16 protein-coding genes are annotated in these 12995 nt (G+C 55.6%); 5 read left to right on the forward strand and 11 right to left on the reverse strand.

The window, feature by feature from the left end:
* Window positions 1–21 precede the first annotated feature (21 nt).
* Window positions 22–306, forward strand: coding sequence for a helix-turn-helix transcriptional regulator (locus R3F50_02240; GenBank protein ID MEZ5489123.1), 285 nt, complete (start codon window positions 22–24; stop codon window positions 304–306).
* Window positions 299–1552 carry a type II toxin-antitoxin system HipA family toxin gene (locus tag R3F50_02245; protein ID MEZ5489124.1) on the forward strand — a complete coding sequence of 418 codons (1254 nt, stop codon included), beginning with the start codon at window positions 299–301 and terminating at the stop codon, window positions 1550–1552. Before R3F50_02240 ends, R3F50_02245 begins: the two co-directional genes overlap by 8 nt.
* Before the next feature lie 134 nt (window positions 1553–1686).
* Here the strand turns inward: R3F50_02245 and R3F50_02250 are convergent, their stop codons facing one another.
* From R3F50_02250 to R3F50_02295, 10 genes are all read right to left on the reverse strand, one after another.
* Entirely contained in the window at window positions 1687–2112 is a 426-nt protein-coding gene (locus R3F50_02250) for a DUF6573 family protein (protein MEZ5489125.1), read from the reverse strand.
* 90 nt (window positions 2113–2202) lie between these two features.
* Entirely contained in the window at window positions 2203–2718 is a 516-nt protein-coding gene (locus R3F50_02255) for a JAB domain-containing protein (protein ID MEZ5489126.1), read from the reverse strand.
* Window positions 2719–2822: 104 nt separating this feature from the next.
* Window positions 2823–3251, reverse strand: a complete 429-nt coding sequence (locus tag R3F50_02260; GenBank protein MEZ5489127.1) for a DUF3577 domain-containing protein — start codon at window positions 3249–3251, stop codon at window positions 2823–2825.
* Window positions 3252–3447: 196 nt separating this feature from the next.
* Window positions 3448–4536, reverse strand: a complete 1089-nt coding sequence (locus tag R3F50_02265) for a ParM/StbA family protein (protein MEZ5489128.1) — start codon at window positions 4534–4536, stop codon at window positions 3448–3450.
* 34 nt (window positions 4537–4570) lie between these two features.
* A complete protein-coding gene (locus tag R3F50_02270; GenBank protein MEZ5489129.1) occupies window positions 4571–4966 on the reverse strand; it encodes a hypothetical protein in 396 nt (131 codons plus the stop codon).
* Window positions 4967–4971: 5 nt separating this feature from the next.
* Window positions 4972–5712 carry a TIGR03761 family integrating conjugative element protein gene (locus R3F50_02275; GenBank protein MEZ5489130.1) on the reverse strand — a complete coding sequence of 247 codons (741 nt, stop codon included), beginning with the start codon at window positions 5710–5712 and terminating at the stop codon, window positions 4972–4974.
* A 188-nt stretch (window positions 5713–5900) separates the two neighbouring features.
* On the reverse strand, window positions 5901–7154 hold the full coding sequence (locus tag R3F50_02280; GenBank protein MEZ5489131.1) for an STY4528 family pathogenicity island replication protein: 1254 nt from the start codon (window positions 7152–7154) through the stop codon (window positions 5901–5903).
* Entirely contained in the window at window positions 7144–7746 is a 603-nt protein-coding gene (locus R3F50_02285) for a DUF2857 domain-containing protein (GenBank protein ID MEZ5489132.1), read from the reverse strand. Before R3F50_02285 ends, R3F50_02280 begins: the two co-directional genes overlap by 11 nt.
* Complete coding sequence (locus R3F50_02290; GenBank protein ID MEZ5489133.1) at window positions 7733–9193, reverse strand: ParB N-terminal domain-containing protein; 1461 nt, start codon at window positions 9191–9193, stop codon at window positions 7733–7735. The genes R3F50_02285 and R3F50_02290 overlap by 14 nt, the downstream gene beginning before the upstream one ends.
* The gene (locus R3F50_02295; protein ID MEZ5489134.1) at window positions 9180–9482 is read right to left on the reverse strand and encodes a hypothetical protein; all 303 of its coding nucleotides are present in this window, start codon (window positions 9480–9482) and stop codon (window positions 9180–9182) included. Before R3F50_02295 ends, R3F50_02290 begins: the two co-directional genes overlap by 14 nt.
* An 83-nt stretch (window positions 9483–9565) precedes the next feature.
* Between R3F50_02295 and R3F50_02300 the strand changes: the two genes are divergently transcribed.
* The 3 genes from R3F50_02300 (at window position 9566) to R3F50_02310 (ending at window position 11816) form a co-directional block, all read left to right on the forward strand.
* Window positions 9566–10267: a S24 family peptidase gene (locus tag R3F50_02300; GenBank protein ID MEZ5489135.1), complete on the forward strand. Its 702-nt coding sequence runs from the start codon at window positions 9566–9568 to the stop codon at window positions 10265–10267.
* A gap of 179 nt (window positions 10268–10446) precedes the next feature.
* Window positions 10447–10638 (forward strand): excisionase, encoded by a 192-nt coding sequence (locus R3F50_02305; protein ID MEZ5489136.1) that lies wholly within the window; start codon window positions 10447–10449, stop codon window positions 10636–10638.
* Window positions 10599–11816, forward strand: coding sequence for a tyrosine-type recombinase/integrase (locus tag R3F50_02310; GenBank protein ID MEZ5489137.1), 1218 nt, complete (start codon window positions 10599–10601; stop codon window positions 11814–11816). The genes R3F50_02305 and R3F50_02310 overlap by 40 nt, the downstream gene beginning before the upstream one ends.
* Before the next feature lie 480 nt (window positions 11817–12296).
* On the opposite strand, the gene R3F50_02315 is transcribed toward R3F50_02310, so the two are convergent.
* The gene (locus R3F50_02315) at window positions 12297–12470 is read right to left on the reverse strand and encodes a hypothetical protein (protein MEZ5489138.1); all 174 of its coding nucleotides are present in this window, start codon (window positions 12468–12470) and stop codon (window positions 12297–12299) included.
* Between the last annotated feature and the right edge of the window lie 525 nt (window positions 12471–12995).

Raw genomic sequence — 12995 nt, forward strand, 5'->3', positions numbered from 1 at the left:
CGCTCACTTTTTGGATGAATCATGGCTCACGATCAGGTGCAATACGGTGCAATTCGTTCCGCTGAGGATCTCGGCAAGCTGGCGCGTGCTCATCGTAAACAGCGAAAGCTGACCCTGGAAACGATCTCGGGACTGGGTAACCTGAGCACCCGCTTTTTATCCGAATTCGAGCGTGGCAAGGAAACCGCCGAACTGGGCAAAGTCTTGAAAGCACTTCGCACACTGGGGCTGGAGGTAGTGATACAGCCCCGTGTTCAGACTTCCTTCAAGCCGGTGCCCAAGCCGGAAGGAGACAGTCATGCTTGATCCGGATGGCCTCAATGTCTGGAGCGACCAACGCCTCGTCGGCTATCTGTGGCGCAATACCCAGGGCCTGATGGGCTTCCGTTACGACGAAAATTGGCTGGCACAGGGCGGCTTTGCAGTTTCCCATACGTTGCCCTTGCAAGAAGGTGATTTTCTGCCTGATGAGAGTCTTGCTCATCGCTTTTTCGCGAACCTGCTCCCCGAGGGTGGTGTTCGCGACCAGATTGTTCGCGATCTCAAGATTCCCAATACCGATTTTGATCTGCTACGAACCATCGGCGGCGAATGTGCCGGTGCCCTGTCCATTCTGGAGGCAGAACACCAACCCTCTGCGGACTATGAGTACCACAAGGTATCGGATGAGGAACTCGCCAATCTTGTGGCCCGCCGTGGTCAGGTCTACACCTGGACCGACAATGAACGCCCCCGACTATCCCTGGCGGGTGCCCAGGATAAGTGCCCTCTCCTCGTGAGAGATGGCGCCTATTGGTTACCCAGAAAAGAATCCCCCTCCAGTCATATTCTCAAGTTCGAACTGTCCGATTACCGCCACCTGCCCGCCTATGAGACGTTCACGACACTGCTGGCGGGGGCTATCGGTTTGCCGGTGGTCAATATTCAATTGCGATCCATCGCAGACACGCACTATGCCTTGATCGAGCGCTATGACCGGTTTCTGCTTGAAAATAGCCGGGTTGTGAGACGACATCAGGAGGATTTTTGCCAGGCTCTGGGATTCGGGCATGAGAAAAAATACCAGGAGTATGGCGGTCCCACCTTCACCGACTGCTATCGACTGATCCAGGAAATTTCCAGCGATCCCGCCAATGACCTGCAGTATTTACTGCGCTGGCAGATCTTCAATGTGCTGGCGGGCAACTCGGATGGCCATGCCAAGAACCTGTCGCTCCTTTACAGACCAAATGGTGAGATTCGATTAGCACCTTTCTATGATCTGGTCTGCACCCGCGCCATTGAACGCATCGATTATCACCTGGCGTTTTCCGTTGGTAGCGAGAGAAACCCGGGGATCGTGACCACAAAACACTGGGGTGAGCTGGCGCAACAGTGCGGATTACGGCCGAAATTTCTGCAGGATCTGGTTCAGGATGTGGCGGCTAAGTTGTTAGCGCAATTACAGCCGGTGAAAGCACGTTTTCAAAGCCGGTATGGGGAGTATCCTGCCCTGCAGCGTATCGAGCAGGTTGTCACCAAACAGTGTCAACGCACACGCAAGGCTGAATGACAGAATCTTGTGTCGGCTATTCAAAGACACCCGGCTAGCCGAGATAGGATACCAAAGACAAGGCTGGTGAGAATCGATGAAGTGCCACTTTATCCCAAGTGGCCAGGGCAAGGAGCCGATTTTCGTCGGCGCTATTAATCTTCATTCGGCAGCAGGATCGTGACGACCGGTTCGCCGGCGTCACCGGGACCGACCATCAGTTGCAAGCTTACCTCCTGCGCTTCGGTGGATTGCCCGTCTTTCGGTACGCGAAACAACGAGAATCGCAAACGATCTCCCGGAGTTGTAGCCGCTCGAACGGCGTAACTCGCCATGAACAGTACATCCCACAACCGACCAGACTCATCCTGGTAGACCTGAAGGTGGTCATCCCGCTCGGTCCAGGCAACACAATCACACCACGCAGTGTGCGTCAGTGCCACTGGCCACTTGAAACCGGCTTCTCGCGCCTTAGAGGTGACATCGATCAGCACACCGTCATCAATTGCCTGCGCACGGCTGTAGCTGGCGATCACCGGACCGAAGACGTCCTCCAACGAATTGTTTTCCGAATCTTTCATAAGGGTACTCCCTGGGGAAATGAATAAAAACTCAGGGAGCACCTCCTTCCCATTGGGAAGCAGGGACTCCCCAATGGGTTGAGTAAAGAACTACAGTAATCCACGTTCGGCAAACGACACCGACTCACCTACTGTGACTACAAAGTGGTCCAGTACGCGGATGTCAACGAGTGTCAACGCGTCTTTCAGCCTTCGGGTGATCGCTTCATCCGCATTGCTGGGCTCGGCGACGCCACTCGGGTGATTATGAAAAAACATCACCGCGGCCGCGTTGAGGCTCAGTGCTTGTTGCACCACCACACGGGGGTACACCGACGCACCATCGATGGTTCCCTGAAACAACTCGGCGACCTCGATGACGCGATGCCGGTTATCCAGAAACAAACAACCAAAGACCTCTGCTTTGCGTTCAGCCAACAACATCCGCAAATAATCACGAGTGTGGTCGGGGCTTGGCAGTTCGACACCCGGCTGGTGCAGGTCCTTCAATACCGCGAAGGCCAGCTCCAACAGCGAGCGTTTTTCAGGATCGTTCAACGACGCCACGCGAATCGCCGCAAAACGGTTTTTAGGATTCACCTTTGACGGTGAGGACTTGGAAGCCATGGGCGGTTTCCTTGAAGAATCGAGGAAACCCGCCCGGCAAGGGAGAGTTTCCCTCGCTGGGTTGAAAGAGTGACCGCATCGGTGGATGCGGTCAGAGGTTGCCGTCAGGCGACGGCGTCGCGGCTCTCGGACGAAGACGCCGGAAATGGCTGACCTTCGACTTTGATCCAGTGGAACCGGAGCAACCGGGACTTCAGGCTGATACCTGTCGAACCGGCTCGATCCCCGTTTTTGAAGGTGAATGTCTCGGCTTGCAAATCACTGAGGTGAAAGCCCACCAACACTTTGAGGTCAGCTTCCACCGCCGGCATCAGCTGGCGCACCAGATCCTTTGCCTCTTCACCGACCACCACACACTCGAAATGGGTGTGCTGGACGTTGTCGGCGGGTCCTCGTAGCGCCGCGATGGTGACACTGAGAAAGGGCAAGCCATTCTCGGGTGTGACTTCGCGAACCCGATTGAGGTAACCGATGCCGTGGATATCAAGATCGAAATACTTCGATTTTTCAGCGGTAGTTTGTCTACTGGTCATAACACAGTCTCCTTGAACAGTATAAAAAAATGACATGCCGGAGACCGCGATACCCTGGCGGGATCGTGTTCCCGGCAGGATGAGTAAAATCAGGGCAGGCCCTGACATTGGATTGACGGAAAATCCGCGATGTCGATTGCACAATCCGCTGACATCTTCTTTGCCACTGAGACCGCAGTGGCCACGTACAAAGTCGTTAACCCGCCTTTACCGGGCTGTCGCAAACGAATTGCAGGTATTTGAGCATTCCCCGCGCATTGGCAAAGGCCGCATGGTCGGCAATGGTTTGGTTGGGAAACCAGTTGGCGATATCGCTGGCCAGGGCGGCACTACCGCCACCCACAAACAAAACCCGATCGAGCTCCATGCCGAGGCCGAGTTTGCGGCGGGTTTCGGTATAGAGCCGCTCGACCAGTTCGCGCTTGGCCTCTTTCACCATCATTGAAACATCGTGATCTTTGCCATGCAGTCGCAATCGATGCGTCTCGACTGCGCGACTGATGCTTTGCTCACCCAGTTCGCCGAGTTCGAAGCGTTCCTGTATGCCATTGGCCACACTCTGTTTGACGTTCAACATGCCACGATTGAGCGAGCCCGAGGATCCGTGCACGATGCCCTGGTCCTGAACCACGACATAATCGGTCGTGCGCCCGCCGATATCGACGATGGCAATAGGCGCGTTGACGCGATCCGCATCCAGGGTCACGCCCTCATCGTTCATGACAATGACAAAGTCATACCAGGCCGCCAGGGCTTCCGGAATGACTTCGTGAAACGCGATACTTACTTTCTGCATTCGATGCCCTACTTTGTGAGACACCACGGGTTCGACGGTTAGTTTCAGACTATTCGTTTTCTCCTGGATCACCTGTCGACGCTGCTCGCCATCGTTCCGGTAAAACGCCGAGACCGGCAGCCCGGTCACCACATGGACGGATCGACCCGAAAAGCCCGCCTGCTGCAACGCATGCTGAACGATCACGCGGTTCAGTGCCGAACCCGGGTATTCATCGAACTGGGTGGGTTCGCCATCAACGGCGCCGACGGAATACACGGTGCCACCTGTTTCGTATTCGAAGATCTTTTGTTCATCGTCATGGATCCAGGTAACACCTGACGATCCCATGCGTGCCCGGGACGGTACTGCGACGAGGCGTCCGTCCGGTAATGCCACCTTGGTATAGGCGTAACCATCATCCAGGCCCGCCTGCCCGACGTCCATTGCATTGGTGGGCGGGGTTGGATCATCGGACTTGATAAATTTTTGATCGGTCAGTTCGTTCATATCGTGTGATTCCAGGTTTCAGGATTTTGTGTTTTTAGGCACCGATCACTCGCTTCAGGTGTGTAAAGGGCTTGGCTGCCTCGGCAATCGGCGCGGGACGCGCGCTATCTTTGTCCTGTGTGCCGCTGTGTGAGTCATTGGTCTGGCTGGCAATGGTCCCACTTGTCTGCGGACTGGTCTGGTCAGGTGCGCGCTTGCCTTGCATAGGACCGCTCAGATCTGGGGGACGCGTGAGTGAAGCACGCGTCGACGACGGGGGTTCGGATTTGAGGACCTGGCATTCGCTGCGAAAGGTGGTCAACACCAGCTGCCGCAACCACTCGTTCTGTCGATCTTTGGGTAAGCGGTGCAGACGCTGGAGCACCATCGCTTCCAGCGGAATACGCGTATCCAGCAAAACGCTAATCTGCTTCAGCGTGTTGGCGGCCATGGCGATCAGGCATCCTCTGAGACGGCAGGGAGGCTGGTTGCAATTGGTTGAAATACTGCGGGGCGCAAGGAGGGCAATCTGTCACCGCTCAGAATCTCCTGAGGAACCTCACCCATCCGTTCGATGGCTTTGAGCGCCTCTGGTGATCCTTGTCGAATGTCAGCGCGACGAATATCCAGGCAGTGATAACCCTGGGGCAATGCAAATACTCGCCGCACCCAGCGACCGCTACCCGACAGTTGCTCGGTGAGATCCTTGGGAATGTCGAGGCCCAAGTGATGCAATGTCAGCTCGGTGCACATCAGCTGGTCGTATTCGCCCAGCAACTGGGCGGCACGAAAAGCGTAGGGGTTGGCGAACTGCAGTGATACCCGCTGCGGACGACTGGATTGCGCTACAGAAAATTCCAGAGCGCTGTTGGCCGGTGCCATCAATGCATCCAAGCGCTGCTGTAATTCGCGAAACTGAGCGCGGATCTCGGCGATACCCTCTTCCACTTTGAGCAGCCACCAGTCCGCGTAGGGGTCGTCAAAGCGAATGGCTTGCCAGAGTGACTTCAGTCGATCGGCAAAGCCGATCAGGCCGACGATGGCGGATTTCCCCTCGCCAGCCCGCCGACCCCGGATGAGGCTCTGTGCCTGATAGGTTTGAACCGTCAACCAGACCTCGCCCTGAAGGGCGCCAGGACCACGTTCACGGTGATTCGAATCTACTGATTCAAGCGAGGGTTCTGCATGTGATTGCATGGATTTCGTTCCCCTGAAGGTTGTTTACCAGGGTCTATGAATCCACAAACGACGCGACTGAACCACAGAGTATCCCCCCGGGCAATGCTGCCATTTACTGCGGAGTGCGATCGCGTGGTTCCACTGGAAGCAGTGCAACGGTTTCGTGAATGACGCGGTTTGTCTGATGACGCTTGCGGGGATGGGCGTTACTTGTCCATGTTCAACAAGTCCCGCAACTTGGCCAACTGTTCGCGACCATAGGCCCGAGAACGGGCCCGCTCTTCGGCGGTTTTGGCTTTCTGCGCTGGGCCTTCCGGCGGCCGCCCATGGGATGCTCTGTGCTGTCGTGCTTCGACGACCTTGATGCCCAGGTTGAGAACGAACTCGCCTTTCTGTGCCGCCTTGCAGAGTGAGTGCAGGAACCGCAGCTCATCATAGACGGGCTTCATGCCCTTCTGCTCAGAGGACAGTCGACCCTGTAACTCATCCAACACCAATTGCCGATCTTCGGGATCGATCATCGCCAGATAGCGATCAGCTAAGCGCTTCTGGTTGTCAGACAACCGTGGTGGGTAGATCAGTGGGTGTTCCGATGGCAGCGATCCTGATGAACTGGACTGCGAAAAACCTTTCTTATCATTGTGGGTATTTGTTGTAGTGGTTGTTGTAGTTGTTTTTTTATAATCACTACTACAACGACTACTGTAGTGTTCTTCTGCCTCCGCCTTTGAATTTTGGTGCTGGCTCGGCCGTTCAACCACCCTGGTGTCTACCGGCTTTTTCAGTTGCTCGAGGCTGGCGGCATGAAACGTAAAATAGCGACCGCCTTTGTGCTGATTTCGGCTGGACCCGGACAGATGTTGCGCTGCCTGTAAGCGGCGTTCGATGGGCGATTCCTGTCGACCCAACTCGCCCGCCTGAATAGTCTGATCCAAACTCGCCAGTACGGCCTGAGCAACGCGCTGCACGCGGGCGTGGTGATGGTTTTGCGCCTGGGTGACGAACGCCATGTAACCCGCGTCCAGGAAAAGGGCATCGGCCAGCGGCAGGGGTTCATCGTGAAGGCTGTAGACGTTGCCGGTGAAGCGGCCACTTGTCTGCCGGACTCTCGCACACAAGGTCAACCAACGCGTCAACCGCAGAATCGCGATAGCTCGGGAAACTGTGGAGGTGGACGCCACATTGGTTTTCGTCGCGATGGTGTCGTAATCGGGAAATGCCGTCCGCCCGCCGGTCTCTCTGGCATGGAGCATGATGACCATCCACACCAGTTTATCGACCGGTTCCAGTACCGGGTCCTGAATGACCATGGCGGGTACAGCCTGGTGCCAATTGCCCATGAACAACATGGCATCCGGCCGCGATGGATCGCCCTGTTCGCGGACTTTGGCAACGGTCGCCTTGATCAGTGCGTCTAAAGCCAGCGTCTCCGGTCGTAGCGCCTCTTCGTCATGCGCCATGCTCAGCAACCCGGTCGGACGGTATGGCACTGATGCCTTCGCCGTAGGTTTCCCAACGCTGCAACAATGCCCAGATCGAACGCAATCCAATACCGGTCTGTTGCTGCAGGTCGAGGTAGTCGGACGCACTTAAGGCATTTTGTTCGCGTCCCTCGATCCGCGCCTGCCATGCATACCAGAGGGCGTGGGTATCGGCTTCATTCAGCTCCGGTGGCCTGCCCACGGAAGGTGCCAGCGTCAGCAGTCGACGCCAGCGCGTGTATTCCCGCGAGCTCCAACCAAACAGTTGCCGCATCATCTCCAGGGGGGCATCGGCAACCAATAGTTCGCGCTGCAGCTCATCGGATTCCCGCTGATGACGCAAGTTGTCCAGCATCGGCCAGAAAACCGTTCGATCCAGCGCAATCTTCAGGCAATGCACTCGGAGCGTATCCGCCCTATACAGATCGGCAAGATTCATTTCCTTGAGAGCGTCCAACTCTTTGGGACCAAAGTTCATGGCGCGCAGTGCCTGCTGGTCACCCTCTGCCAGACAGCGCATGGCATAGAGCAGCACGGCCGTCGTGAGATCGGCTTCCTTATTGGACGACATCGCACTCATACTCTGGCGATGCCCATAGCTCGATGCCGGCATCGAAGGCGAGTCGTTTGATGGACCGGTAGAATTCCATCATTTGCAGCAGACTCTGCCAGTCCGGCGGATTGAGCAGCTGCCATAGCTGGCTGCTGAGATGCCCCGGATCCGGTGTCCACACGCTACCAAAGAGCAGCTCGGCATCATGGGATGCCAGCGCCTGGTAGAGCACTGAATCCTGATCGAGATGCGCCAGCACACAATCGACCGGCGCCGAGGTCAGCTCCGAGCTGGCGGCCAGCTGCCACCAGAGTGCCGATACCAGGCCAAAGGTGTCAGGATCGAGCACATCGTTCAGTTCTTGTGGTGGCACATCGATCAGCAAGAAACCCAGCCCCTGATCAGGAAGCGGTTTGAGCACCGCAGTCAACCCATGGGCAACCGCCAATGCCGAGGCGCGGTCCCACAATTGATCCCGCAGGGTACCGACATCCTTGTACTTCCCGGCACTATGGATACACGCCGTTGATTTCTCCTCAGCGGGAATCTGCTCCGGGATAGTCTCGCCGGAAATTGGCTCACCGTCAGTGGAATCCACTGACCAGATTTCCTCATCTGGCCCTTCCTGTCGGTCGTCGAGGGGGGTATCAGCAAAGTCGAAGGGCCGGCCGGCAAGGTAGGCCTCCATCTCCAGATGAACCACTTGCCGGTTTTGTTCGGATTCCACCGCGATTTCGTTGACCAGGGCATCGTGCAGTGGCTGGATATCCCACTCGGCACTGTCGTGGCGGCGACACAACTCAGCAAAGACGCCTTCGAAGTCGGCGTCATCACCCAATCTGTGTCGATCCCAAATTGCCTGGGCGGCACGCTCCAGGGCACGAATTCTTTCCACCTGGGGTCGGCCCAAGCCAGCGGCCAGCGCCTTCGGCATCAATGGCCACAGGACTGCGACGGCATAGCCCATTTTGGAAATCATGCTGTGGCTGAGACCGAAGCCACGCTCTTTGAAGTGCTGTTCCAGCTGGCGCTGGGACAAGCTGTCGACGGCCAGCTCCTGCTCCAACAACGCCTTCGCTTCGAATACGGCCAGCGCTTTGTCAATAAAAGGCAGACCTCCGCGTAACTCGTTCTCCCGTAGATGGGCAAACAGTACATTGGATTCTTGCGACCATGGCTTGATGACACATTCGACCCAGCGAAATCGCTCATCGCCCGTCTCGTCCAAGAGTTCCTTCAGTATCCGCAGCCGTGTATTTCCGCCACTGTGAAGCACGTAATCCGACTCTCCAGGCTTCTGCGACAATACCAACGGCTGGTCCAGGCCTTCCGCCTGAATCGATGCTTTGATCCGTGCGTACTCGGGGTTTGGCTGCCGACGCGGGTTACGGGCATAGTGATGAATGCGGCCCACCTCTACGCGCGCCAGGTTGTCCGCTGAGGGTATTTGCTCAAGCGCTGACATCGTCGCCACCTGTACCTTGCGCATCATCCGCTGGGGTCACGCCGTAGAAGATTTCCGGGTGACGGACCATCGTGGCCCGGGGCACGGGCTCCAGTCGACCGTCGGACAGCCCAGCCACGATCCGGGTATAGCGCTCGATTTGGGTCGCCATCAGCGGACTGGCATAACGATGTCGGCCGGCGACCTGATACAGGTAGGACACCGAATCGTTGCACGCCGCCGCGACATCGGCCCGCTCCCTTTTGCTGGCAATCTTTAGAAATTCCTTTAGCTCCATACTTAGAAACATTAGCACCACGCAAACAATCCTTCCACAAGCCGAGGCTCTTTTTTGTTTATCATTCTGCTAAATTTTCTGATAAAGTAGTTCGCATGACGCTAAAACATAACCAGGTCCGACTCAGCAACCTTGAGATTTTGATTGCCGAGGCTGGCTCCGCTGCCAAACTGGCGCGCGCGGCCGAAACCAATAGCTCCTACTTGAGCCAGGTAAGAAATCAACTGCCTACCAAAAAGGGTACTCCACGCTCGATTGGAGACGAGCTGGCTGAAAAACTGGAAAAGGCCATGAAGAAGCCCCAGGGCTGGATGGATACACCACATACCGGCAAGGCGGGACAAAAAGAGGAACACAATCACAATGCCCATGCTGGTCCCGATATGGGGGAACTCCATCCTTTGATCTCCTGGTTGCAAGTCGGGAAATGGTTGCGGGCCGGGAACTGGGATGAGATCTCTGAGAGTACCGTGCCCGCTTACAGTACAGAAATGCTACCCTGCCCGGTAAGGTGCAGCCCGGAATCCTTCGTACTCAGGGTTCGCGGGAGCAGCATGGAGCCCAAATTCCACGAAGGGGATCTGATTTTTATCGATCCCAGTGTCACACCGGACCACGGTAAGTATGTGGTGGTCCTCCTCGAGCAATCCAACGAAGCGACGTTTAGGCAACTCATCATTGAGGAAGGCAAACAGTACCTGAAGGCGCTCAATCCCGACTGGCCGAACCGCATCATCGAAGTGGATGAAGAAGCGACGATCTGCGGCGTCATCGTGTTCAAGGGCGAAGTAGTGTGATCTCTAGCGGTCCACGTGCCATTTAGCTCACTGATAAAAAGATAGCCAGTCTCCACCCTTGCAGTTATAATTAGCTCGATGCTAATCTTTTGGCCATCCAGACCAGGCTGGCCAACGCTTCACCATTAGCACTACGGGAAGTTGGCCCCGGGTCATAATCGACCACAGGGACCCGAATCATGAAATGGGTAAAGTTACCCAAGTATTGCGAATTGAGCGGTGACACCGCCAATGCGGTTCATGCCCGGCGCAAAAAAGGGCTTTGGTTGGATGGCGTTCATTGCCAGGTGCGGAATCACACCTTGTGGATCAATGTCGAGGCAGTTGAGAGATGGGTAGAGAGCGGTCTGTTAAGCTCGCGCAAGGCGTAAGGGTACGCACCTACGCCAGTGGCAAGCAGACGATCGAGATACAATTTCAGTATCGCGGCGTGCAGTGCAAGGAGACACTGTCCGCACTGGACCCATCCAAGAGAGGTGATCAGCGCTACGCCATCAACCTGAAGGCCGAAGTCGAAGGCGCTATTGCCAGGCAGACATTCAACTACGAGGAATATTTCCCGGAATCCAAGCGAGCACGCCTCTTGGGTCATGCCGCTTCCCAGATCACCATTCGAGAGCTGATCGAAGAGTGGCTAAAGGATATTGAGCGCACTCACCCGCACAGCACTTACCGGTGTTACCGAAAAAGCTGTCATGCCCACCTGTTCAGCCAGTTTGGCGATATCCGTGCGCGCGATCTGACTCCACAACACATTCGAGCCTGGATTCGGGAGCGCAGCGGGACGCTGAAAAGTATACGCAATGATTTGACCCCGCTGCGCGCGGTTCTTGATAGGGCATTAAATGACGATATCATCGACCGCAATCCGCTGGATAAGATCAAGGTCAGCAAGCTGGTGGATCGCAGACAAGCCAAGACCGATTATGAAGTCGATCCGTTTACGACCCGGGAAATCGACAAGGTACTGCAGAGTGCCCTCATCTATGATCCGCGCATTCGGAATCTCCTGAAGTTTGCGTTCTTCTCCGGACTGAGAACATCAGAATTGTTCGGTCTGCAATGGGGTGACGTCGATTGGGATCAGCAGGAAGTGCATATTCAACGGGCCGTGGTGGAACGCAAACTAAAGGAAACCAAGACCCGGGCCAGCAACCGGAAGGTTCTACTGCTCCCTTCCGCTTATGAGGCGCTGAAGCAGCAGAAACAATTCAGTTTTGTCGGCAATGACACCATTTTTATCCGGCCGGACGACAAAGGCTCCTTCATCGACTATGAACATTTGGAGCGACCCTGGAAACATGTGCTGAAAACTGCCAATGTCCGCTACCGCAATCCGTACCAAACCCGCCACACCTATGCCAGCCAGTTATTGTCGGGCGGCGAAAACCCATTGTTCGTTGCTCAACAGATGGGCCATAAGACCACCGAGATGATCATGCGGCACTATGGGCGCTGGGTTGAGCAGGGAGATCAGCAGCGGCGGCACGTTTTTGTGTCAAACTTCGGCCAGTGTGTTAGGGAGCTGCGGCCAGCGTATCCGTGTTGAATTATGTAGTTGAATGATAATCATCTACCCAACCTCCTAAAATCTAGGAAAATAATTGATTCAGTTTGTCTGGCGTCGATACTCACTTTGACACTCCCAGTAATCCGAATCTCTCTCCCGCTAAGACTCCCTACAAGAGTCAGACTACACTGACAGTGGTACCCGATCGAAACGGACTTCGACGTGCCATTGCCAGGCCCTTCGCCCGGCGGAACCCTATACGCCCTTAGGCCGCATCACCACACCGCTACTGGCGCCACCGGCCGGAAACGACTCAACTCTACCGGAGTTTCGAGCAACTAACCGGCGATTCTTGCTAACCTGCAAACTGAAGGCAGAAGTCTGCCGGAATACGTGCAGCAGGAGCTTAGCGGTTACCTGAATTGTTGGCACCTGGAGCACGGCTTTCTCAAAGTCTCCTGCGACAGCTGCCACGAGGAAAAGCTGACCTTCTCCTTTCTGTCACAACTGCGCTGCCCGTCACATGGTGGAAAACGCCACCCTGCTGGCGGACGAAGTACTGCCGGCCAGGCCGATCCGCCAGTGGGTGCTGATCGTCCGTTCCCCCTGCTCTTCCTGATAGCTACCTACCCAGGACTGATGGGCCGGATGCTGGGCATCATCACCCAGCCCATCTCCACGAACCTGGCCCACAAGGCTAGGCTAGACGAAATCATAGGGATCGGAAGATACACTCTCTAACATTTAGGAAATGCACCAATTTTCATAATTCGGGTAGTACATATTTGTTATCCACTTTTCAGCGAGATCTGTTTTGACCTGTCAACTGAGTTTCTGGCTGGTCGCCTCGACTCATGACCACAAAGCCAAGCACGGTCCCGAGGGGCACGTCGAGATGGTTGCCGCTGCATTCCCCAGGCCGCCCCATGGAGACATTGACGATAAGGATTCTGCTACTGTCCATGATGGAACGAAAACTTAAGTTTTCTGGCGAGCTCGTGAATCCCCGTCTAAGCTTTGGATCAGCAACGAAGGGTCCGACTTAATTCTGGATGGGTGCGATCTGTCCTGTCGGAGATTGAAAGCGGCGAAGTGAATGAGGTGATTCATTCAATGATGCATATCGGATGTTCTCTGCATTAGGAGATCGACATAGATACTAAAAACCAATCTACTGAACTACTGCTTTCGATTCTCATTGGTAAAACACAGACGCGA

It is taken from the genome of Gammaproteobacteria bacterium (genome assembly GCA_041395725.1).
In the GTDB taxonomy this organism is placed as follows: Bacteria; Pseudomonadota; Gammaproteobacteria; order Pseudomonadales; family Pseudohongiellaceae; genus NORP240.

Bases quoted from the DNA above. Each gene is read 5' to 3' on its own strand.
- R3F50_02260 (MEZ5489127.1), bottom strand. From the start codon at position 3,251: ATGACCAGTAGACAAACTACCGCTGAAAAATCGAAGTATTTCGATCTT.
- R3F50_02275 (MEZ5489130.1), bottom strand. From the start codon at position 5,712: ATGCAATCACATGCAGAACCCTCGCTTGAATCAGTAGATTCGAATCAC.
- R3F50_02290 (MEZ5489133.1), bottom strand. From the start codon at position 9,193: ATGTCAGCGCTTGAGCAAATACCCTCAGCGGACAACCTGGCGCGCGTA.
- R3F50_02295 (MEZ5489134.1), bottom strand. From the start codon at position 9,482: ATGTTTCTAAGTATGGAGCTAAAGGAATTTCTAAAGATTGCCAGCAAA.
- R3F50_02300 (MEZ5489135.1), top strand. From the start codon at position 9,566: ATGACGCTAAAACATAACCAGGTCCGACTCAGCAACCTTGAGATTTTG.
- R3F50_02245 (MEZ5489124.1), top strand. From the start codon at position 299: ATGCTTGATCCGGATGGCCTCAATGTCTGGAGCGACCAACGCCTCGTC.
- R3F50_02250 (MEZ5489125.1), bottom strand. From the start codon at position 2,112: ATGAAAGATTCGGAAAACAATTCGTTGGAGGACGTCTTCGGTCCGGTG.
- R3F50_02265 (MEZ5489128.1), bottom strand. From the start codon at position 4,536: ATGAACGAACTGACCGATCAAAAATTTATCAAGTCCGATGATCCAACC.
- R3F50_02280 (MEZ5489131.1), bottom strand. From the start codon at position 7,154: ATGGCGCATGACGAAGAGGCGCTACGACCGGAGACGCTGGCTTTAGAC.
- R3F50_02305 (MEZ5489136.1), top strand. From the start codon at position 10,447: ATGAAATGGGTAAAGTTACCCAAGTATTGCGAATTGAGCGGTGACACC.
- R3F50_02270 (MEZ5489129.1), bottom strand. From the start codon at position 4,966: ATGGCCGCCAACACGCTGAAGCAGATTAGCGTTTTGCTGGATACGCGT.
- R3F50_02255 (MEZ5489126.1), bottom strand. From the start codon at position 2,718: ATGGCTTCCAAGTCCTCACCGTCAAAGGTGAATCCTAAAAACCGTTTT.
- R3F50_02285 (MEZ5489132.1), bottom strand. From the start codon at position 7,746: ATGTCGTCCAATAAGGAAGCCGATCTCACGACGGCCGTGCTGCTCTAT.
- R3F50_02310 (MEZ5489137.1), top strand. From the start codon at position 10,599: ATGGGTAGAGAGCGGTCTGTTAAGCTCGCGCAAGGCGTAAGGGTACGC.
- R3F50_02240 (MEZ5489123.1), top strand. From the start codon at position 22: ATGGCTCACGATCAGGTGCAATACGGTGCAATTCGTTCCGCTGAGGAT.